Annotated in this window: 23 protein-coding genes; 6 read left to right on the forward strand and 17 right to left on the reverse strand. The window is 41.5% G+C overall.

Features of this window, described 5'->3' with window-relative positions; all coding sequences use genetic code 11:
• Positions 1 to 237 precede the first annotated feature (237 nt).
• From QM857_RS03705 to nrdR, 14 genes are all read right to left on the reverse strand, one after another.
• Positions 238 to 1,221: an acetylxylan esterase gene (locus QM857_RS03705; RefSeq protein ID WP_414275103.1), complete on the reverse strand. Its 984-nt coding sequence runs from the start codon at positions 1,219 to 1,221 to the stop codon at positions 238 to 240.
• A 310-nt stretch (positions 1,222 to 1,531) separates the two neighbouring features.
• Positions 1,532 to 3,547 (reverse strand): ATP-dependent DNA helicase RecG, encoded by a 2,016-nt coding sequence (gene recG / locus QM857_RS03710; protein WP_414275104.1) that lies wholly within the window; start codon positions 3,545 to 3,547, stop codon positions 1,532 to 1,534.
• Between the two features lie 24 nt (positions 3,548 to 3,571).
• Positions 3,572 to 4,675 carry an alanine racemase gene (gene alr / locus QM857_RS03715; RefSeq protein ID WP_414275105.1) on the reverse strand — a complete coding sequence of 368 codons (1,104 nt, stop codon included), beginning with the start codon at positions 4,673 to 4,675 and terminating at the stop codon, positions 3,572 to 3,574.
• Complete coding sequence (gene acpS, locus QM857_RS03720; RefSeq protein WP_025173302.1) at positions 4,665 to 5,027, reverse strand: holo-ACP synthase; 363 nt, start codon at positions 5,025 to 5,027, stop codon at positions 4,665 to 4,667. The genes alr and acpS overlap by 11 nt, the downstream gene beginning before the upstream one ends.
• A 45-nt stretch (positions 5,028 to 5,072) precedes the next feature.
• On the reverse strand, positions 5,073 to 6,104 hold the full coding sequence (locus QM857_RS03725) for a 3-deoxy-7-phosphoheptulonate synthase (RefSeq protein ID WP_178894569.1): 1,032 nt from the start codon (positions 6,102 to 6,104) through the stop codon (positions 5,073 to 5,075).
• A 1-nt stretch (position 6,105) separates the two neighbouring features.
• The gene (locus tag QM857_RS03730) at positions 6,106 to 7,137 is read right to left on the reverse strand and encodes a 3-deoxy-7-phosphoheptulonate synthase (protein ID WP_414275276.1); all 1,032 of its coding nucleotides are present in this window, start codon (positions 7,135 to 7,137) and stop codon (positions 6,106 to 6,108) included.
• Positions 7,138 to 7,217: 80 nt separating this feature from the next.
• Positions 7,218 to 9,731 carry a preprotein translocase subunit SecA gene (gene secA / locus QM857_RS03735; protein WP_414275106.1) on the reverse strand — a complete coding sequence of 838 codons (2,514 nt, stop codon included), beginning with the start codon at positions 9,729 to 9,731 and terminating at the stop codon, positions 7,218 to 7,220.
• A 178-nt stretch (positions 9,732 to 9,909) separates the two neighbouring features.
• Positions 9,910 to 10,503, reverse strand: a complete 594-nt coding sequence (locus QM857_RS03740) for a LemA family protein (protein ID WP_414275107.1) — start codon at positions 10,501 to 10,503, stop codon at positions 9,910 to 9,912.
• A 39-nt stretch (positions 10,504 to 10,542) separates the two neighbouring features.
• Positions 10,543 to 11,385, reverse strand: coding sequence for a TPM domain-containing protein (locus QM857_RS03745; RefSeq protein ID WP_414275108.1), 843 nt, complete (start codon positions 11,383 to 11,385; stop codon positions 10,543 to 10,545).
• A 191-nt stretch (positions 11,386 to 11,576) separates the two neighbouring features.
• Complete coding sequence (gene der, locus QM857_RS03750) at positions 11,577 to 12,887, reverse strand: ribosome biogenesis GTPase Der (protein ID WP_414275109.1); 1,311 nt, start codon at positions 12,885 to 12,887, stop codon at positions 11,577 to 11,579.
• Between the two features lie 13 nt (positions 12,888 to 12,900).
• Positions 12,901 to 13,614 (reverse strand): NADPH-dependent oxidoreductase, encoded by a 714-nt coding sequence (locus QM857_RS03755; RefSeq protein ID WP_414275110.1) that lies wholly within the window; start codon positions 13,612 to 13,614, stop codon positions 12,901 to 12,903.
• A complete protein-coding gene (gene dnaI, locus QM857_RS03760) occupies positions 13,611 to 14,507 on the reverse strand; it encodes a primosomal protein DnaI (protein ID WP_414275111.1) in 897 nt (298 codons plus the stop codon). The genes QM857_RS03755 and dnaI overlap by 4 nt, the downstream gene beginning before the upstream one ends.
• Complete coding sequence (locus QM857_RS03765; RefSeq protein ID WP_263394367.1) at positions 14,508 to 15,677, reverse strand: DnaD domain protein; 1,170 nt, start codon at positions 15,675 to 15,677, stop codon at positions 14,508 to 14,510. It abuts the gene before it with no gap.
• Positions 15,678 to 16,151 (reverse strand): transcriptional regulator NrdR, encoded by a 474-nt coding sequence (gene nrdR, locus QM857_RS03770; protein ID WP_004250782.1) that lies wholly within the window; start codon positions 16,149 to 16,151, stop codon positions 15,678 to 15,680.
• A 143-nt stretch (positions 16,152 to 16,294) separates the two neighbouring features.
• Here nrdR and QM857_RS03775 point away from each other — a divergent pair, with 143 nt between their 5' ends.
• Genes QM857_RS03775 through QM857_RS03785 form a run of 3 tightly spaced genes read left to right on the forward strand, consistent with a single transcriptional unit; the run spans position 16,295 to position 18,106 of the window.
• The gene (locus QM857_RS03775; protein WP_006149409.1) at positions 16,295 to 16,660 is read left to right on the forward strand and encodes a GntR family transcriptional regulator; all 366 of its coding nucleotides are present in this window, start codon (positions 16,295 to 16,297) and stop codon (positions 16,658 to 16,660) included.
• Between the two features lie 3 nt (positions 16,661 to 16,663).
• Positions 16,664 to 17,359, forward strand: coding sequence for an ABC transporter ATP-binding protein (locus QM857_RS03780; RefSeq protein ID WP_263394366.1), 696 nt, complete (start codon positions 16,664 to 16,666; stop codon positions 17,357 to 17,359).
• 15 nt (positions 17,360 to 17,374) lie between these two features.
• Complete coding sequence (locus tag QM857_RS03785) at positions 17,375 to 18,106, forward strand: hypothetical protein (RefSeq protein ID WP_414275112.1); 732 nt, start codon at positions 17,375 to 17,377, stop codon at positions 18,104 to 18,106.
• Positions 18,107 to 18,188: 82 nt separating this feature from the next.
• Here the strand turns inward: QM857_RS03785 and QM857_RS03790 are convergent, their stop codons facing one another.
• Together QM857_RS03790 and QM857_RS03795 are read right to left on the reverse strand one after the other, a co-directional pair.
• Positions 18,189 to 18,884, reverse strand: a complete 696-nt coding sequence (locus QM857_RS03790; RefSeq protein ID WP_414275113.1) for an LrgB family protein — start codon at positions 18,882 to 18,884, stop codon at positions 18,189 to 18,191.
• The gene (locus QM857_RS03795; protein WP_004250774.1) at positions 18,881 to 19,255 is read right to left on the reverse strand and encodes a CidA/LrgA family protein; all 375 of its coding nucleotides are present in this window, start codon (positions 19,253 to 19,255) and stop codon (positions 18,881 to 18,883) included. Before QM857_RS03795 ends, QM857_RS03790 begins: the two co-directional genes overlap by 4 nt.
• A gap of 181 nt (positions 19,256 to 19,436) precedes the next feature.
• On the opposite strand from QM857_RS03795, the gene QM857_RS03800 reads away from it, so the two are divergent.
• From QM857_RS03800 to trxA, 3 genes are all read left to right on the forward strand, one after another.
• Positions 19,437 to 19,817, forward strand: coding sequence for a MarR family winged helix-turn-helix transcriptional regulator (locus tag QM857_RS03800; protein ID WP_414275114.1), 381 nt, complete (start codon positions 19,437 to 19,439; stop codon positions 19,815 to 19,817).
• 94 nt (positions 19,818 to 19,911) lie between these two features.
• On the forward strand, positions 19,912 to 20,133 hold the full coding sequence (locus tag QM857_RS03805; RefSeq protein ID WP_223333888.1) for a DUF4649 family protein: 222 nt from the start codon (positions 19,912 to 19,914) through the stop codon (positions 20,131 to 20,133).
• 14 nt (positions 20,134 to 20,147) lie between these two features.
• Entirely contained in the window at positions 20,148 to 20,462 is a 315-nt protein-coding gene (trxA, locus tag QM857_RS03810; protein WP_001029581.1) for a thioredoxin, read from the forward strand.
• Between the two features lie 89 nt (positions 20,463 to 20,551).
• On the opposite strand, the gene QM857_RS03815 is transcribed toward trxA, so the two are convergent.
• Positions 20,552 to 21,220 (reverse strand): MIP/aquaporin family protein, encoded by a 669-nt coding sequence (locus QM857_RS03815; protein ID WP_006150854.1) that lies wholly within the window; start codon positions 21,218 to 21,220, stop codon positions 20,552 to 20,554.
• Between the last annotated feature and the right edge of the window lie 28 nt (positions 21,221 to 21,248).

A 21,248-nucleotide genomic window follows, 5' to 3' on the forward strand; every position in this document is an offset into this window, starting at 1 on the left:
ATTCTTTTTCATCTGAAATGTGGCTGCCTTTATTTACTTCCTTCCAGTAAGCAACCATTTTACTCCTTTCGACTTGATGTTACACCTATTATATAATAAATATTCTAAATAATAGCCTTAATAAACTATAATAGAATTTACTTTCAGATATATTTCTATGTTTCAAACTTTTTGAAACTACTTTCTGTACTCCTCAACAAAGAAAGCCCTGTTTTAGCAGGGCTCTTTTCCATATTTTTAATGACCTACATAGGTAAAGGGAATCTCACTACCACACAACCAGTTGTAAACCTGGTCATTGACATGGACATTCATAGCCTCGTGGGCATATTCTGGCATGAGACGATAGCTCTTTTCACAAGTCAAACGATTGTAAATAGCGAACTGGGTGATTGGATAGCAGACATCGTCATCAAGCCCTGTAATCATTCTCACCTCCCCTTTTATTCGATGGGCAATATTTTTCACATCGATATAGCCAAGTGTCTCCATGATCTGCTCTTCTGTTTCGTGGAAAGGATCATGAAACTTAAAGTAACGAAAAAGCTCATCATAAGCTTCGCTGGTATTCCCAATTTCTAGCACTCGTCTAAAGTCTGACAAGAATGGATAGATGGCAACTGTTCGCTTGATACGTGGATTGAGACCAGCAGCTACTAAAGCCAAGGCTCCTCCTTGCGAAGCTCCATAACTAGCCAACTGCTCCTCATCCACTTGTGGTAAGCTAGCGACAATCTCAATCAATTGATAAATATCTAGATAGACATCCTTATAGAAGAGTTGCTCTTTTCCTTCTACTGCACCACGGATGATTTGACCCTTAACTGTATTTCCAAGAGGCGAACGTAAGCCATCTTGTGAGTATCCAGATTGCCCACGAACATCCATCGATACAACCCCATAACCAGCGACGGTAAAGGCTAGCATATCTGTCCAATCCCAACAACGTCCCATATAACCATGGAAGTGGAAAATGACTGGCACTTTCTCTTCTGATTTTGGTAAGACCACACGCGCATAGACAAGGCCATCACGTGTACCTTTAAAGGTTAACTCATAGCACTTAACATTTGGAATATGAAAGTCACGTTCCTCTAGTTGGTAATCTGGCAAGACCGAAACCTTGTCAATCTCACCATCCCAAAAAGCATCAAAATCCTGAGGTACTTCATCTCTTCCTTTATATGTTTTCATTTCTTCTACTAATGCTGGATTTCTCATAGAATTCTCCTTTTTTTGTAACCGTTATCATAACTGTAGCACATATGGGGAAGCAATGCAAGAAAGAAAGGGAAACGGAAAGTGGATTTAATGTCCGCCCCCAGCAAGAATCCCTCTGAAAGTAGTTTTAAAAAAAATAAAAAAGAGCGATTTCGCTCTTTTCTTAGTATTTAGGAGAAGGTTGGGTTTCCTTTTGAAATGTCTTTTGATAAGTCACTTGAATCGTCATGAGAGAGTCCTCGTTTCTTTTTGATGACTCTAGTATAGATACTCACCCTAAAAGCAAACTTAACATTATCTTAGAAAAAGCTTAATCCAGATATTCTTTCTTCTCTAGATTTAAAGTAATCATGTGCCACTCTGGATCCTCTCTCCAATTAGGTAGGGAGCTGATATAGCTGGCTACCTTTCTGGCTTCCTCAAGAATTGGGAAATCTTCGATGATATCAGCCACATGAAACTCTGGTAAACCTGACTGTTTGGTCCCAAAAATTTCACCAGAACCTCGCATTTTCAAATCTTCTTCTGCAAGGACAAAACCATTGGTCGTTTCTGTCATGATACGCATGCGGTCTTTCCCAGAATCAGTTTTTGGATTGGCCACTAGAACTGCGTAGGACTGCTTGTCCCCACGACCGACACGACCTCTAAGTTGATGAAGTTGACTAAGTCCAAAGCGATCAGCATCCATGATAATCATGACTGTTGCATTTGGAACATTGACCCCGACCTCGATAACCGTTGTAGAAACCAAGATATCTGTCTTTCTCTCTTTGAATTCCTGCATAATCTGGTCTTTTTCATCACTCTTCATCTTTCCATGTAAGAGGGCAACTTTTGCTTTCCCAGCAAAATGAGTTGTTAACTCTTCTGACAGAGCAATGGCATTTTTAAGATCCAAGGCTTCAGATTCTTCAATCAAAGGAGAGATCACATAGACTTGGGAGCCTTTCTGAATCTCACCCTCCAACCAAGTCAAGACCTGTGGTAATTGCTCATGCTCGATCCAACGCGTTACGATGGGTTTACGCCCTGCTGGCATCTGGTCAATAATAGAAACATCCATATCCCCAAAGGCAGTGATGGCTAAGGTCCGTGGTATGGGAGTTGCCGTCATCATGAGGACATCTGGATTTTCACCTTTTTCCCGTAAAATACGCCTTTGCCCTACACCAAAGCGGTGTTGCTCATCGATGATAATCAAGCCGAGTCGGGCATAGTCCACGCCGTCTTGTATAAGAGCATGGGTTCCGATAATCACATCGGCTTCCCCCTTAGCAATGGTTTCCAAGACCTTGCGTTTTTCTGCAGCTTTCAGTGACCCTGTCAGGAGAGCTAATCTCAAATCAGGAAAGAGACTCTCTAGACTTTCAAAATGCTGCTCTGCAAGAATCTCTGTTGGAACCATGAGGGCAGCCTGGTAACCAGCCGTTACAGCAGCATACATGGCAAGACCTGCAACCACTGTCTTCCCGCTTCCTACATCACCTTGTAAGAGTCGATTCATGTGGTGGTCCGACTTCATATCTGTTAGGATTTCTTGCAGGCTTTTTTCTTGGGCTTGGGTCAGAGCAAAGGGTAACTTCTCTTTTACTGCCGTTAGTTTTTCCTGGGACCAATTCAAGACCAGGCCACTTCCATCAACCTTATTTTCAGACTTGAGGGTCTGTAATTGCATTTGGAAATAAAAGAGCTCCTCAAACTTGATTCGACGGAGAGCCTGCTTGTATTCTGCCAAATCCTTAGGAAAATGCATGGCACGCACAGCCTGACTTCGGGGCATGAGTTTGTATTTATCTAGCAAAGACTGAGGGAGATTTTCCTCTATCAAGAGATCCAGTCCTTGATCAAAGGCGGTCTTGATGGCCTTAACAAGTCCTGCTTGACTGATACCTTGTGCGAGACGATAGACTGGTTGAAGGTCGTCCTCCACTTGGGCTAAAACCTTCATCCCTGTTAGACTAGCCTTAGCACGATCCCACTTGCCAAAGACAGCTAGAGTCGCTCCTAGCTCAATCTTATCAGCCAGGTAGGGTTGATTAAAGAAGTTAACGGCAAACACAACCTCCCCCTGCTTGAGGCTAAAGCGTAGGCGATTGCGCTTAAAACCATAATACTGAACACTAGCTGGCGTCACCACCTGACCAGACAGGACTGCCTTCTCACCGTCTTCTAGCTCTAGCACCTGCTTGGTCTTAAAATCTTCATAACGGAAAGGAAAGTAAAGCAAGAGGTCTTGCAGGTTTTCAATTCCTAGTTTGGTATATTTCTCTGCAGATTTTGGTCCCACACCAGGCAAGACATGTAAGGGTTGATGTAAATTCATGCTCCTCTCCTTTCCTTCTGTTTCTTAATAATATTCTCTTGGAACTCGATCACTGAGGAGACAAACTACCTCATAATTAATCGTTCCTCGGTAGACTGCCACATCTGTTGCAGTAATCTCCTTGTCACCGTCTGAGCCAATTAAAGTTACCTTGGTACCCAATGGGTAAAGCTTAGGTAAGCGAATGGTGATTTGGTCCATGGATACACGCCCTACAATGGGGCACAATTGTCCATCCACCAGCACTGAGAAATTCTGCATATCTCGTGTCCAACCATCCGCATAACCGATTGGCAAGGTGGCAATAACTTGTTCACTGTCTGCCTGATAGGTCGCTCCGTAGCCCATACAAGCTCCAGCCTCTACTGTTTTGACATGAACGATGGCTGTTCCCAAAGTCAGGGCTGGTTTTAGTTCATAAGGCAATTCTAAAACTTGTCCACTTGGATTGAGACCATACATAGAGTCCCCCATGCGAACAGCATTGAAAATCGTTTCCGCATGCCATAAAGTAGTTGCGGAGTTACTCGCATGGACTAGTTCAGGGACTTCTTGCAAGCCTGCGATTATTCCCTTGAAACATTCCAACTGTTGTTTAAAGTAGCTATCTGACTCTTCATCTGCAGTTGCAAAATGGGTAAAGATTCCCTCAACATTTGCTCCATGTTCCTTGAGTAAAGTTTGAGCTTGTGCGGCCTCGCTTGCACTTCTAAAACCAATTCGTCCCATACCTGAGTCAATCTTAAGGTGAACGGTTAAACCAGCTAAGTCTGGCTCTGTAGCTATGAGTTTCTGGACCCATCCCAATCCTGCCACTGTTAAGGTAATGGCATACTCCTTAGCCAGTGAAAGAGATTCAACCTCAGATACTCCCAAAATAAGAATCTTCTTAGCGATACCTGCCTGACGGAGTTCGATGGCTTCATCAATATTCGAAACGCAAAAGCCGTCAACATCATCCTGAATGGCTGTTGCAACAGCTACCGCTCCGTGTCCGTAGGCATTGGCTTTTACAACTGCCCATTTGAGGGTATCTTTGGGAATGTGCGCTCCCATTTGTTGGATATTGTAGCGGATAGCTCCCAGATCGATGAGGGCTTTAGTTGGTCTATGTGGACTAGTTTTCATGATTCTCCTCCAAAATAACACTAGCTGTCACAAACTGATCTGTATGGCTGATTGATAGCCAAACTTTTCCTGAAAACGGGGATTTGCTGAAGTAGGGAGCTCCTCTTTCATTGTTCAAGATTTCCAAGTCTTGAAAGCCCAACTTCCCAATTCCCGTTCCCATAGCCTTTGAGAAAGCCTCTTTAGCTGACCAACGACCAGCCAAATACTCGACCTGTCTGCGACCTTTGAGACTGGAAAAGCGCTCCATTTCCTTGTCTGTCAAGACACGCTGGGCAAAACCTTTTCTTTTTTCAACTGCATTTTGTATGGAAGCTAATTCTTCAATATCAATTCCGTGTCCAACTATCATTTTTATCAAAAGGAGTTGAGATACCCCCAACTCCATCCTTTTCACTTATTTTGTTAAGGTAGTATAGATTTCTTCTACCAAGGCAACTGTGTTTTCCCATCCTAAACATGGGTCTGTAATGGAACGTCCAAAGATTTCTGGCTGGTTTTGGCGACCATCTGCTAAGTAGGATTCAATCATGAAGCCTCGAACTGTCTTCTTGATTTTTTCATTCCAGTCACGATTGAGCAAAGATTGACGAACAATTCGAACTTGCTCCATATATTGTTTCCCTGAATTATCATGGTTGGTATCAATCATGATAAAGGGATTTTCGAGCCCCATAGACTCGTAACGTCCAATAGCATCTAGAAGAGTTTCGTAGTAGAAGTTAGGTTCATTTTTCCCGTATTCATTCAAAGCACCGCGAAGGATGACGTGAGCCAAGGGATTTCCTGAGGTTTCAACTTCTTGGCCATGAAAGAGAAAGGTTTGTTTGTTTTGTGCTGCATAAACGGCATTAAACATCACAGATAGATTCCCAGAAGTTGGGTTTTTCATCCCTACTGGTGCGTCAATTCCCGAAGCTACAAAACGGTGTTCTTGGTCTTCTACTGAACGCGCACCTACTGCATGATAACTCACCAAGTCATCAACTAAGACCAGATTGGCTGGATACAGCATTTCATCTGCTGTAGTCAATCCGGTTTCTGTAATCACTCGATAATGAAGTTGACGAACAGCCTGCAAACCATTAATCAAGCTTGGAGCCTTCGAAGTATCTGGCTGATGAACCAAGCCCTTGTAGCCATCTCCATTGGTACGTGGCTTTGCAGTATATACACGCATAACCATGAAAATCTTATCCGCCACTTTTTTCTGCAAGTCTGCCAAACGACGAGCATACTCAAGTACTGCTTCTTCATTATCAGACGAACAAGGCCCAATGACCAGAAGGATACGATCATCCTTACCTGAAATGATATCTGCTAGTTCCTGGTCACGACTTTCCTTATGTTGCAATGCTTCTGCAGATAGCTGTGTTTCCGCCTTAATCGCTTCAATATCGATTTCTTGACCTTTCTCGATAAATGCCATATTAGTCTCCTAGTCTTTGGTAGATTTCGCGAACAAGAGCTTCGGTATTTTCCCATCCTAGACATGGATCGGTGATAGATTTTCCAAAGACTTCTGGTTCATTTTGACGACCGTCTTCTAGATAAGACTCAATCATGAAACCACGGACATATTTTTTAATCTTTTCATTCCAGTCGCGGTTAATCAGAGTCTGACGAACGATACGAATCTGATCCATATACTGTTTACCTGAGTTATCATGGTTGGTATCAATGATGATAAATGGATTTTCAAGTCCCATCTTTTCATACTGGGCAATAGTATCCATCAAATTATCGTAGTAGTAGTTAGGAATGTTTTTCCCGTACTCGTTAAGAGCTCCACGAAGGATAGCATGCGATAAAGGATTTCCAGTAGTTTCGACTTCTTTCCCTAGGAAAAGGAAACTTTGTTTATTTTGCGCTGCATAAATACCGTTGAACATCACATTGAGATTTCCTGATGTTGGATTTTTAAATCCTGTTGGGAAATCTGCTCCACTGGCTACAAAACGGTGTTGTTGGTCTTCAACTGAACGGGCTCCAACTGCCATGTAAGAAATCAAGTCATCAACCAATGGAAGGTTTTCTGGGTACAACATCTCATCAGCTGTTGTCATTCCTGTTTCAGAAATAACACGGTAGTGCAAATGACGAACTGCCTTGATTCCATTGATGAGGCTAGGTGCTTCTTTGGCATTTGGTTGGTGAATCAAGCCCTTATATCCGTCACCGTTAGTACGTGGTTTAGCAGTGTAGACACGCATGACCATAAAGACACGATCTTTGACTTCTTCTTGCAGTTTTGACAAACGCTTAGCATATTCGAGAACTGCTTCTTCATTGTCAGATGAACAAGGACCAATCACCAACAAAATACGTTGGTCTTCCCCACGAATAATCGCTTCAAGCTCTTGATCGCGTTGCTGTTTATTGGCCAGCGCTTGTCCTTCTAATTTTGACAAACTACGAACTTCTTCAATATTAATTTTAGGGCTTTTTGCTGTAAATACCATCATTCATCTCCTTATAAAGCAAACGGACGCCAAGCGAAAATTCACTTTTCACTAGGCATCCGCCTGAAAATTAGTCATTCTTAACGTCGTTTACCGTGACAGTTTTTAAATTTCTTACCAGATCCACATGGGCATAAGTCATTACGTTTTACTTGACTGAGGTCCAAATCAGCTGGAAGATTTGTCTGTTGGGCAGCAATATTTCGAGTTGCTGTCGTACTAATATGATGTTCGGTTTGTGGTCGTTCTTGTTCATGAATTTGTGCTTTCATCATCAAGCGAGTCACATCAAACTCAATCGAACCAATCATATCATTAAACATACGGAAGCCTTCCGCTTGATATTCTACGACAGGGTTGTTTTGGGCATAACCACGAAGACCAACAGCATTTCTCAACTGATCAAGGGCATCGATATGGTCAGTCCACTTGTTATCTACAACACGTAGAATCAAGACTTTCTGGAATTCTTTCACTGCTTCTTCGTCACGAAGTTTAGCAACTTGGCTATCGTAGACTTTCAATGCACGTTGGTATAATTCATCCTTGATAGCTTGGTCTGACAAACCTTCTAGATCTGAAAGTGAAATCGAATTTTCTGGAAGCAAGTTGTACTTGGCAAAGTTCAAGATTGCTTCAAGCTTTTCATCTTGTTTAGAACGAGCATGGCCATCGACAATTCGTCCAATCGTACGGCGAATCATAGCGTGAATTTCAGGAGCCAAGTCACGTTCTGCAGTTATAACTTCATAACGTTGTGCGTAGATAATTTCACGTTGTTCACGCATAACGTCATCATATTGAAGGACTTGTTTACGAGTATCGTAGTTATTTCCTTCAACACGTTTTTGCGCTGCTTCGACCTGACGTGTCAACATACGAGATTCGATGGCTTCGTCAGACATGTTGAGACGTTCAAAGACACCTTTCAAACGTTCTGAACCAAAACGTTTCATCAAATCATCTTCGAGCGACAAGTAGAATTGTGACTCACCTGGGTCACCTTGACGACCTGAACGTCCACGAAGCTGATTATCGATACGACGGCTCTCATGACGCTCTGTACCGATAACACAAAGTCCACCAAGCTCACGAACACCTTCACCAAGCTTAATATCGGTACCACGACCGGCCATGTTTGTTGCGATAGTGATCGCACCACGTTGACCAGCATTCATGATGATTTGTGCTTCTCTGTAGTGGTTTTTAGCATTCAGCACTTCGTGAGGTACGCCTGCTTCAACCAATTTTTTAGAAAGAAAATCACTGGTTTCAACGGCAACAGTACCTACCAAGACTGGTTGACCTTTTTGGTAACGCGCCTTAACATCTTCTACTACAGCCTTGAATTTTGCATCGAGACTAGCGTAGAGAAGGTCTGAATGGTCGATACGTTGGATCGGACGGTTAGTAGGAATTGGAATAACACGAATGTTGTAGATTTCGCGGAATTCTTCTTCTTCTGTTTTACCAGTACCTGTCATACCTGCCAATTTCTTATACATACGGAAAAGATTTTGGTAGGTGATCGATGCTGATGTCTTAGTCTCGTCTTGGATTGGCACACCTTCTTTAGCTTCAATCGCTTGGTGCAAACCATCAGAGTAACGACGACCTTCCATGGTACGACCTGTAAATTGGTCGACAATCAAGATTTCTTGTTCTTCGCTGACCACATAATCAATATCAAGAATCATGATGTAGTTGGCACGAAGGGCGTTGTCGATAAAGTGAGTCAAAGCCACATTTTCGATATCATAAAGGTTTTCTAGTTTGAAGTAGCTTTCAGCCTTGTCAATACCTGAGTCAGACAAACCGATTGTCTTAGACTGAATGTCGATGATGTAGTCATCTTTATCCAAAGACTTCACAAAGTGGTCAGCCATGTGGTAGAGTTGACTCGTTTCAACTGCATTAGCTCCTGAAACGATCAATGGTGTACGAGCTTCGTCGATCAAGATAGAGTCAACCTCATCGACCAAGGCATAGTTAAGTGGGCGTTGAACCATGTTCTCCGCACGAACAACCATGTTATCACGAAGATAGTCGAAACCAATTTCTGAGTTTGTTGAATACGTAATGTCACAGAGATAAGCTTCTTTTTTCTCCATTGGAGATTTCGCAGCCAAGTTGATCCCTACTGACAAACCAAGCCATGAGTACAACTCACCCATCTCAGTCGCGTCACGTTCTGTAAGGTATTCGTTGACGGTAACTACGTGTACACCTTTACCTGAAAGAGCGTTTAGGTAAACAGGCATTGTCGCTGTCAAGGTTTTCCCTTCCCCTGTACGCATTTCTGGAACGTCACCGTGGTGAAGAACGATACCACCCATAACCTGAACCTTGTATGGGAAAAGTCCAAGAACACGCTTAGCTCCCTCACGTACAACCGCAAAGGCTTCGTACAAGAGTTGATCAAGCGTTTCACCATTTTGATAACGTTGCTTAAATTCTTCTGTCTTAGCTTGCAACTGCTCATCTGTCAAAGCAGCCATTTCATCTTCGTATTTGAGGACTTTATCAGCCATCTTTTCTAAGCGGCGGAGTTCCCCTTTATCATTTTCGATGATTGTTTTTAATAAATTTGCCATTTTTTTCCTTACTTTAAATTCTGAATATTTTAGAATGTTCTTTTTATTGTAGCATATTTGCCCAGCTTTTTCAAGAAAGAATCCGTGTTTATACAAGCTAAAAAAGCTCATTTAGAGCCTTCTTTTGTAAATGTTCAAACTATTGCTAATCATTGATTTTCTTTTAGAAATTTCAAGCCTATTCTTTAGTTGTAGAAGTGCTAAAATCAACCTTTGGAGCTGTCTTGGCTTCTTCGCTTTCTTTAAAGGTTTCTGCCTCTTTAAAGTTCATCATGTTAGCAAAAAGAACTGTTGGGAAGCTTCTTAATTTTTGATTGTATTCTGTTGCAGCTTGGTTGTAATCCTTGCGGGCTACAAAGATACGATTTTCACTCCCAGCCAACTCCGTCATGAGTTGTTCCACATTTTGATTGCTCTTAAGCTCAGGATAGTTCTCCGTCAACACAAGCAGGCGTGAAATAGCTGAACTCAACTCACCTTGAGCCTCTTGGTTTTCCTTTGAAGTAACCGAGCCATTCCCAATTTTTGCACGTGCTTCTGCAATCTGGGTAAAGACCTCTGTCTCATGGTTCATCTGTCCCTTTACAGACTCTACCAGATTTCCAATCAAGTCTGAACGACGTTGAAGGGCTGTCGCTACATTTGCTTGAGCTTGTTCAACCTTGGTTTGCTCTGATACAAGACCATTATAGGTACCTACTACTGAGCATCCACCTAGCAAGAGAATAGTCAGTAAAATACTTAATACATAAATAATTCCTTTATTTTTCATTTCTTAAACCTACTTATTTCTTTAAATTACATACGAACATTACCAATCATCAGATGAACCACCACCATCAAAGCCACCACCGTCCCAGCTACTAGAAGAATCTGAGCCTGAGTCAGACCAAGATGAACCCGAATCGGATGAGTCACTAAACCACCAGCCGCCGTCAGAGGAGTCTCTCCCTCCGCCACCTCTACCTCTGATAATGGCAATAATGACTCCAACGAAATATATTACCGTCAGGAACATAAAGAAATCTTTTATGGGGTCATTTTTTTGACGGCGGTTTGATGAACTAGTTCTATCTCGATTAGATTTTTTCCCACTGATACTTTCGGAATAACGTTTGATATCAGCGGAGTCTTCATCAGACGAGAAGGTTCCGGTTCCTCTATAAAACTGATTGTCCAAGCCTTTGGCAATCGCTAGAATTCCTTTACTATAGTCACCGGTTTTAAAATCTGTACGGCTGGCTGCCAAGATCTGCTTGGTTTGATAGTCCGTTATTCTAATGGCGGTGTTATTACTGGTTTCAATTCTTGATTTACGGTCTTGGACAGCTACTACAATGAGACTTCCAAAATTATCTCCTGAATAGCCTATCTTCCAAGCCCTGGCAGTTTCATTAGCCACCGTTTCAATGCTTTCTCCTTCCAGACTATCTACGATATAGACACCTATTTGAAGCTTTTCTGCCTTTTGACTATTGGCTTCATTCAAATCACGAATTTGAGTAACTACTTCCTCTGTCAAATAATGATTTGGATCATAAATACCATAGTCTGGTTTTTCAGGTGCAGTGAATCCTGATAGGAAAAAAAATGCCATCAGCAATCCAAGTAGATGCACCACGAAACGATTCTTTAACAATCTATCTTTTTTCATAATAACCTCCTTATGCAAGGAAAATTGTTTAGAGAATTATAGCATTTTGACTTTTACAAAGAAAGTCCCTTTTCATTACAAAACCATGACAAGGACCAGGAAAACATGTTAATTTGATGACAAATTCAGCTCTAAGTTCTCGGTGTCATTTACAAAAAAGAAGGTCTGAAAACCTTCTTCTTTTTATCATTTTACTTTCGCTTTCTTGCAATCAGATGAATCGGTGTTCCCTCAAAGACGAAGGCCTTGCGGATTTGATTTTCCAAGAAACGTAAGTATGAGAAGTGCATTAATTCTTCTTCGTTTACAAAGATAACAAAGGTTGGTGGTTTGGTTGCCACTTGAGTCGCATAAAAAATCTTAAGGCGTTTCCCTTTGTCTGTCGGTGTTGGATTGATGGCAATAGCATCCATAATCACATCATTCAAGACAGCTGATGGGATACGAGTATTTTGACTCTCGCTGATTTGTTTGATCATTTCAGGTAATTTGTGAAGACGTTGCTTGGTAAGAGCTGACACAAAGATAATCGGTGCGTAAGGCAAGTATTGGAACTGCTCACGGATATCCTCTTCCCAGTTTTTCATGGTGTGATTATCTTTTTCAAGGGTATCCCACTTATTGACCACGATAATCATCCCTTTACCAGCTTCGTGGGCAAAACCTGCGATACGCTTGTCATACTCACGGATGCCTTCTTCTGCATTGAGGACCATCAGGACCACATCCGAACGGTCAATAGCACGCATAGCACGCATAACTGAGTATTTCTCAGTATTTTCATAAACTTTACCAGACTTACGCATACCAGCCGTATCAATCATGATAAATTCTTGGCCATCTGCATCTGTAAAATGAGTGTCAATGGCGTCACGAGTGGTACCAGCTACAGGACTGGCAATCACGCGATCTTCTCCCAAAATGGCATTGATCAAGCTAGATTTTCCGACATTTGGGCGACCAATCAAGCTGAATTTAATGACATCTGGATTTTCATCTTCGACTTCGTGTGGGAGATTTTCGACGATAGCGTCCAATACATCCCCTGTACCAATCCCATGCACAGATGAAATTGGCAGTGGCTCACCCAAGCCTAGTGCATAAAAATCATAGATATCATTTCGCATCTCTGGATTGTCAACCTTGTTGACTGCGAGGATAACAGGTTTATGTGTCTTATAGAGTTTACGAGCTACGTATTCGTCTGCATCTGTGATTCCTTCTTTTCCAGAAACGACAAAGACGATGACGTCTGCCTCTTCCATGGCAATCTCTGCCTGATGCTTGATTTGTTCCATAAATGGAGCATCAACATCGTCAATCCCTCCAGTATCAATCATACTAAAAGAACGGTTGAGCCACTCACCAGTAGCATAGATACGGTCTCGTGTTACTCCTTCGACATCTTCTACGATTGAGATGCGTTCCCCTGCAATACGGTTAAACAGGGTTGATTTCCCAACATTGGGACGTCCTACGATGGCAACAGTTGGTAAGGCCATGTTTTCTCACTTTCTACAATAAGTTCTTTTGTTCAAGATTTTCTCTAGTTGAGCTTGGTTCAGGCTGACCGAATTGCTCTGCAAGACGTTGACTCCAAGTAGTAGTCGCACGAGCTCCTGCATATTCAGTCTGCACACGATCATAGGCTTCAATAGCCTCAGCTGTTTGTTCTTGGTATTCTTCCTCAAAAACAACATTTTCGAGTGGCAATCTTGGTTTTACATCATGATTTTGGTTTGGCACACCGAGTGCAATCCCAAAAACTGGGTAGGTATAGTCAGGAAGGTTGAACAATTCTGCCAATTCAACAGATTTGTAACGCACCAAACCGATGATTACTCCACCATAGCCCAGGCTTTCTGCTGCAAGCAAGGTGTTCTGCCCAGCCAAGGCTGCGTCCACAGAAGTAATCAGGAGACCTTCCACTCCTTGAGGTCGGAAAGTATCCGTATGGAGACGAGCTCCTTTTTCTGCACGGTTTAAATCTCCTACAAAGAGAAGGAAGGCAGCAGACTGACGAATCGCTTCCTGAGGAACCAGCTCAAAAAGAGCATCTTTCTTTTCTTGACTTCTGACTACAATCACAGAATAAGATTGGAAATTTTTCCAAGAAGAAGCCATTTGTCCTGCAGACAAAATGGTATTTAAATCTTCTTGAGGAATCGCTTCTTCTTTAAATCTGCGAACCGAAGTATGAGATTTCATTAAGGTGATTGTTTCACTCATCGGCGGTTTTCTCCTTCAAGTCGTGTTTCTTCTGCAAGATAACGGATACGCTCCATAACGCGTCTAGCTTCCCATGTTTCATCGTTTCCGTTCTTACCTTTAGCAAAATGTTTTTCCAAATCTTCAAAATTGAAATTTGAGGTAAAGAAGGTTGGCAAATCTTCCTGCATACGATATTGGAGAATGACTTGCAAGACTTCATCACGAACCCAAGGCGTTGATTGCTCGGCGCCAATATCATCCAAAATCAAGACTTCAGCTTGCTTGATTTCATCTACCAAATTCTTAACATTCCCATCACCGATAGCATTTTTGACATCAATGACAAAGCTAGGATAGTGAAGAAGGGTTGATGAAACACCACGTTTTTCTGATAAATCATGGGCTAGGGCAGCTACTATAAAGCTCTTCCCAACTCCAAAGTCGCCATAGAGATAGAGACCTTTACGGACTTCTGGATATTGCTCAACAAAGGTAAAGAGCTTTTCAAAAACTGGCAAACGTCCCAAATCATCCAAATCAACTTGAGCCAAACTAGCTTTTTTAAGACTAGCTGGAAGATTAATCAGTCTGAGACGGTTCTTGATAGCCGCTTCCTTCTCAGCCGCAATCAGTTCCGGAGTTTCCTCATAGGATACATCTGCGTAACCATGATTCATAACTAGAATGGGCTTATAGCCACGCGCGATATAGTCAGTATCTCCGCGAAGAAACTTATCTCGCTCGGTGATGTATTGGTTAAACTTAGAGATACTACGATTCAATTCCTCTTGACTGAGAGATTCCTTCTGGATAAAAACCGCAACATCAGGATCTTTTACAATCTGCTGGACCAGGTCCTGGTATTGAAAACGGCTGGGATGACCTTTAAGCACATCTCCTACACTTTCCATCTAGTCTCCTCCTTTTCCTAATCGATCTAACATTTCTTTTTTCTTGCGTTCTAACTCCAAGCGAGTTTCTTCGCTGGTTTCATTTTTATATTCTGGATTACTCCATTTAGGAACATTAGTTTTTGCTTGACTTTTTTTCGCTGATTTTTGTTCTTGCCCCTTTTGATTCTTCTCTCTGATTCGAAGTACAGCTTCTTCAGCAGTTCTGATCTTGTTATAAGAGTAATCGTTGGCCACTTTCATGGCATATTTTTCATTGAGGTTGGCAGAATCAACCTTGTTGAAGGTCAAGAGGATAACGACATTGATAACTTCATCAAGCAAGCCTAAATCTGCCATCTGCTTTAATAAATCGCGTTCGGCTTGGATAATTCCAGCATTTAAGGTTTGTTTGATACCCGCTAAAAATTGCAGGGCAGTCTTACTTTTAGCTTCTCGGATAATGGTCGCTTCTTGGGGACTAAAGTCCGAAGAGACAGACTCTTGTGCTAATTTTTCACGCATACGCTTGACAGAAATAACTTGTGAAACAGCTGTCGCCTTAGCCAATTGATAGGTCTCAAACCAAGTCCATTTTTTCTCGTCAGAGATTTTAAATAGCTCTAAGACATCTGACTGTTCATCTTGGAAACGAAGATTGTCTCTCGCCATAAGTTGACGAAAATGCTCCAAATCAAAATCATTTTTAAAATCAGCTTTTACTGGTGTCTCATCATGACTAGCCATGTCTTCTATCTCTGGAAAGGCCTGACTCAAAGAAACGGTCAAAGGCTCTCCACCTGCAGACTCTTGGCGAAAATCAGAAACTGCTGGCTCACCGATTTTTTTCTCCAATAAGGTACGATAAACCGTATGATGCAAGAAATCTGAGCTAGAAAGCGTTGGATGAATAGCAAGTTCATAGCCGTCACCCTTTTGATAGAGGGTAACCAAATTGAAGGCTGATAAGATTTTAAAAGCCTTTAAAAGCCTGTCCATCCCAAAATTGAGATGATTGAGAATAGCTGCAAAAAGGTGTTCTTTTTGTCCATCATCCCAAAAAGCTAAGGTATAAAGGTAAAGACTCAGCGCATCCTGACCGATAATCGGGAGGTAGCACTGCACCAAAGTTGTGGGATCTTGCGACACCCGATTATTCTTTAGAAAAGAAAAACGATCATTAGGCTTCATTTATTTTTCCTTTTTCTTCTTTGAAGATTGCGTAATTTGTTTGAGAAGATTTTCGAGCTCACTCACGTCCTTAAAGCTACGATAGACACTAGCAAAACGAACGTATGTGATTTCGTCGAGTTCAGCTAACTCTTCCATGACGAGCGAACCAATATCTTCGCTCTGAATTTCATTATCATTGCGACTGAGGAGTTTTTGTTCGATACGATTGACCACCATGCCAATCTCATCACTAGACACCGGACGTTTTTGAGCTGAACGAATAATCCCATTAAAGATTTTATCTCTTGAGAACTGCTCCCGTGTGCCATCCTTTTTGACCACAACTAGCGTTCTTTCTTCTACACGTTCATAGGTCGTAAAACGATGTTGGCATTCTTCGCACTCACGTCTTCTTCTGATAGTATTTCCTTCTTCAGCCTGACGGCTATCGATAACACTTGATTTTGTAGCGCCACATTTTGGACAACGCATGCCTTCCCCTCCTTGTCGTTTTCTTTTCATTATACCATTTTTTTAAGCAATTCCCAAAATAATTCTCCTTTTGGCTTGACAAGTTTTTTGTTTAGTTGTATTATTTAAGTGACACAAAAAGAAATTGTAGAAAGGAGACCGTGATGTCCTGGACATTTGATAACAACAAACCCATTTATTTGCAGATAATGGATAAGATCAAACTGCAAATCGTTTCCCATAAACTAGAACCCAACCAACAACTGCCAACTGTCAGAGAACTGGCTAGCGAGGCTGGCGTCAATCCTAATACCATCCAACGCGCCCTATCAGACTTAGAAAGAGAAGGCTTCGTTTACACCAAGCGGACTGCAGGGCGTTTTGTCACCGAGGACTTGGACTTAATCCTCCAATCTCGGAAGCAACTATCAGAAGAACAGCTGCAGCAATTTGTAACAGGCATGGTAGAATTTGGCTATGAAAAAGAAGAACTACCAACTGTTTTGAGAGATTATATTGAAGGAGTTTAGACTATGACCTTGTTAACGTTTGAAAATGTTTCAAAATTCTATGGAGCAAGCCCTGCTCTTCAAAATGTTTCCCTTGAAATTCCAGCAGGAAAGATTGTGGGTCTCCTTGGCCCAAACGGTTCTGGAAAAACAACCCTGATTAAACTAATCAACGGCTTGTTACAACCTGATGGTGGGCGTATTCTTATCAACGATATGGAACCAAGCCCAGCAACTAAGGCTATCGTTTCTTATCTACCTGATACGACCTATCTCAACGAACAGATGAAGGTCAAAGAAGCTCTTACCTTTTTCAAGACCTTCTATAAAGATTTCAATCTGGAGCGTGCTCAAGGTCTTCTTCGTGACCTTGGCATCGACGAGAATAGCCGTTTCAAGAAACTCTCAAAAGGGAACAAAGAAAAGGTTCAGTTAATCCTTGTCATGAGTCGTGATGCTCGTCTATACGTCCTTGACGAACCAATCGGTGGTGTCGATCCTGCAGCTCGTGACTACATCTTGAACACCATCATCAACAACTACTCTCCAACTTCGACTGTCTTGATTTCAACTCACTTGATTTCAGACATCGAACCAATCTTGGATGAGATTGTCTTCCTCAAGGATGGAAAAGTTGTCCGTCAAGGAAATGTGGATGATATTCGCTACGAATCAGGAGAGTCTATCGACCAGCTCTTCCGTCACGAATTCAAAGCCTAGTTAAAGGAGATTCTTATGTTTTGGAATTTAGTTCGTTATGAATTTAAAAATGTCAACAAATGGTTTTTAGCCCTCTATGCTGCTGTACTATCCCTATCTGTCATCATAGGAATTCAGGGCAGCACCCTCACTAGTACCTATTATCAAGACAAGGGTGTTGTCATGTTAGTATTTCTATCTCTGGTTTTTGGGGGTCTGGTTATTACTTTGAGTATCTCAACCTTGATTTTGATTATTCAACGATTTAAGGGAAGCGTTTACGATCGTCGTGGCTATTTAACTCTCACCCTGCCAGTATCTGAACACCAGATCCTCTCCGCTAAACTTCTTGGAGCCTTTGTTTGGTCTTTGGCAAGTACAGTGGTTTTCCTTTTTAGTCTTTACATCATCATGTCCATGATTCAACCAGACGTCTTAATATCCAACGTTGCCGATTTTATTCTCAAAAATTATCAAGATGATTTCTGGTTAGCCTTGATTTCCTATATCGTTAACACTCTTGCAAGTATCCTTTGTATCTACTTTTCTATCTCTATCAGTCAACTCTTTAATGAATACCGTACAGCTCTTGCGGTTGTCGCCTACATCGCTATCCAAATAGTCCTTGGTTTTATCACCCTAAATCTTCGCATCGATTTCGACTACAATTGGGTATTATCCTTTGAAATTTTCAAGGACTTAATCCTTAGCGTCGGCTTCTATCTCGGCACCTACTATATCTTAAAGAATAAAGTTAACCTTCAATAATCAATAACCCCCTAGCAAAAAAATTTGCTGGGGGTGTTTTATTCTTAATTAAACAGATAAAAGGCCAAGAAATACTTGACCTTTAACTCAATATTAAACCAGCTACGATGGGACTGATAAAGACATACAGCAGACCTGTGACACCGATTGCCAAACCAGCCATGGCACCAGCGACTGATCCGTAACGGAAGGCTGTCCCAGTTCCAACCGCATGACCTGTTCCTCCCAGGGCCAGTCCAACAGCTACTGGGTCGTCTATTTTTAGCCATTTCAAAAGTGTTGGTCCAATAACGCTAGTCAGAATGCCAGTTGCTACGACCACTACCAAGGTGATTGTTGTGATCCCTTGAAGTTTATCCGTAATCCCAACTGCCATCGCAGTCGTTACTGACTTAGGAAAAAGCGAAATCGCCAAGAAGAAATCCATGCCGAAAAATTTGGCGACTAGTGCTGTAAAAGTGGTATTTACGATGACTGCTAAAAGACTACCTAGCAGAATACTTCTAACATGGTGCTTCATGAGGTGAAAACTTTTATAGAGAGGAATCCCAAGTGCTACTGTCGAAGGTACAATCAAGTTATTCAGATAAACCCCACCTTGATAATAGTCAACATAGGAAATACCCGTCAATTTCAGAAATGCTATGATAAATAAAGTCGCTAGCAGCAAGGGAGTCGTCAGAGGATGAGGATATCGTCTAAAGATAATCATGCCCCCGAGATAGGCCAGGATAGACAAGGCTATCCCAAAAAGTGGATTGGATACAAATTCGCTCATTTAGCACCTCTTTCTTCGTAATCACCTTCATAACGCTTTTTGATAAACTGAACGACCAACGCAATCAAGATAATATTGATAACTGCTGCAAAAAAGACAATCAAGACAATGGGCAATAAATAGGGAGCAATCACATCAAATTTCTCCATAATCCCAACTGCAGGAGGCAAAAATAGAATAGTCATATTAGCCAGGAGAAAATTCCCAACCATGTTGACATGACGTACCCGCAACCACTTGAACTGCAAGGCTAAAAATAAAATAATCAAACCAATAATGCTTCCAGGGATAGGCAAATGGAAAAAGCTAGATATTCCCTCACCAATCAGTGAAATGACAAAGAGAATCATTAACTGAACATATAACTTCATCGTTTACTCCACAAATAGACTTTCTGCATACCAGTTTACTACTTTTTCAGAAAATTTCAAGGAAATACACAAGAAACATCCTTCTTGCTATCTCATCTAAAAAGTTGTATACTAATTGCGTGCGCAAGCATCTTAGATGCAAAAATCCATTTACATCTATTATAGAGGAAAGGAGATTAACATGACTTACTTGGAAAAATGGTTCGACTTCAACCGCCGACAAGTAGAGCTAGAAGCTATTTTAGAGCAAACGATCGCTGAGCAGAGTGAACAGAGTCTTACGCTCAAAGAATTCTATCTCTTGCACTTTTTAAATCAGGCTCAAGAAAAATCTTTGAGACAGATTGACTTGCCAGATAAACTTCATCTGAGCCCTAGTGCTGTATCACGGATGGTGGCACGCCTAGAAGCCAAAAACTGTGCTTTACTTAGTCGGAGATGTTGTGACCAGGACAAGCGAGCTAGTTTTATCTGCCTCACTAGTGAGGGCCAGACGACTCTTGCTTATCTACAAAAAGCAGTCGAAGAAAGCCTAGCTACAAAAGCAGACTGGTTGTTCTAAATTTTTCAAAAAAACTTGCGTGCGCAATCAATTTTCTTGACATTCCTTTTTCTGAGGAGTAAAATGAAGACATGATTTAGCAAAGGAGAATCCTATGATTGAAATCACTTATTTAGACGCCAGCAAGCAAGAGAGAACCATGACCTTCGATTCATACGAAGAATTTGAACGTTCTCAACATGCCTGCCTGATTGGTGTCGCCGACTATTACCCTGTCCAAAAACTAACCTACAATGGTCATGTTCTGGACTACCATGGGACTTATGGGGATGTTTTCTTCTATCTCATGAAACAAGATTTAAGCCAATATAACTAAAAAGGAGAAATACTATGGCAAAAGCAATTACAGATGCAACATTTGAACAAGAAACTAAAGACGGATTGGTCTTGGTAGACTTCTGGGCAACTTGGTGTGGTCCATGTCGTATGCAAGGTCCAATTTTGGACAAATTGTCTGAAGAACTTTCAGAAGATGTTTTGAAAATCGTTAAAATGGACGTTGACGAAAATCCAAACACAGCTCGTGCATTTGGAATCATGTCTATCCCTACTCTTCTTTTCAAGAAAGATGGACAAGTCGTCAAACAAGTTGCTGGTGTTCACACTGCAGAACAAATCAAAGCAATCGTTGCTGAATTGAGTTAATTATAAAATCCCTCACCTCTTATCGTGGGGGATTTTAATATACAAAAAAACTACTCTCCAATGTGAAGAGTAGGCTTTTTGCGTTTCAATTATTCTTCAGTTCCAAGGAAGTTTTTAGCAACAAGAGCTGCAAGAACTCCACCAACGATTGGTGCAAGGATGAAAATCCAAACTTGTTGAAGAGCTGCGCCACCCACCAATACAGCAGGGGCCAAGCTACGAGCTGGGTTTACTGAAAGGCCAGTAATATTCAATCCAACAAGAATCAAAGCAGTCAATGACAAACCAATCACCAAACCAGCAATAGCACCATTACCTTTGCTTGCTGATGTTACAGTCATGATTACCAAAACAAACAAGAAAGTTGCAATTGTTTCAAACAAGAAACCACCAAAGACAGTTACACCATTTGCCAAGGCATTTTCACCAAGACTTGCAGTTGACATACCTGAATTTGCCAAGAGGAAGAATACAGCTCCAGATGCAAGGAAAGCACCAACTACTTGACCAAGAATGTAGTTTACAAGCTCTGAAGATGACAAACGTTTGTTTACAAACATAGCGATAGAAACAGCTGGGTTCAAGTGAGCACCTGAAACAGTTCCAATTGAGAAGGCTGCGACTACGATTGCCAAACCAAAGGCAAGAGCAATCCCAAGGTGTCCAAGTCCTTCAACACCATTTCCAAAAACAACAGCTCCTGTTCCGATGAACACAAGCATAAAAGTACCGATTAATTCAGCAACAAATTTTTTCATGATAAGTCTCCTTTTTTCAAACTATGTA

The sequence above is a fragment of the Streptococcus infantis genome (assembly GCF_047463315.1).
Taxonomy (GTDB): Bacteria; Bacillota; Bacilli; order Lactobacillales; family Streptococcaceae; genus Streptococcus; species Streptococcus infantis_AB.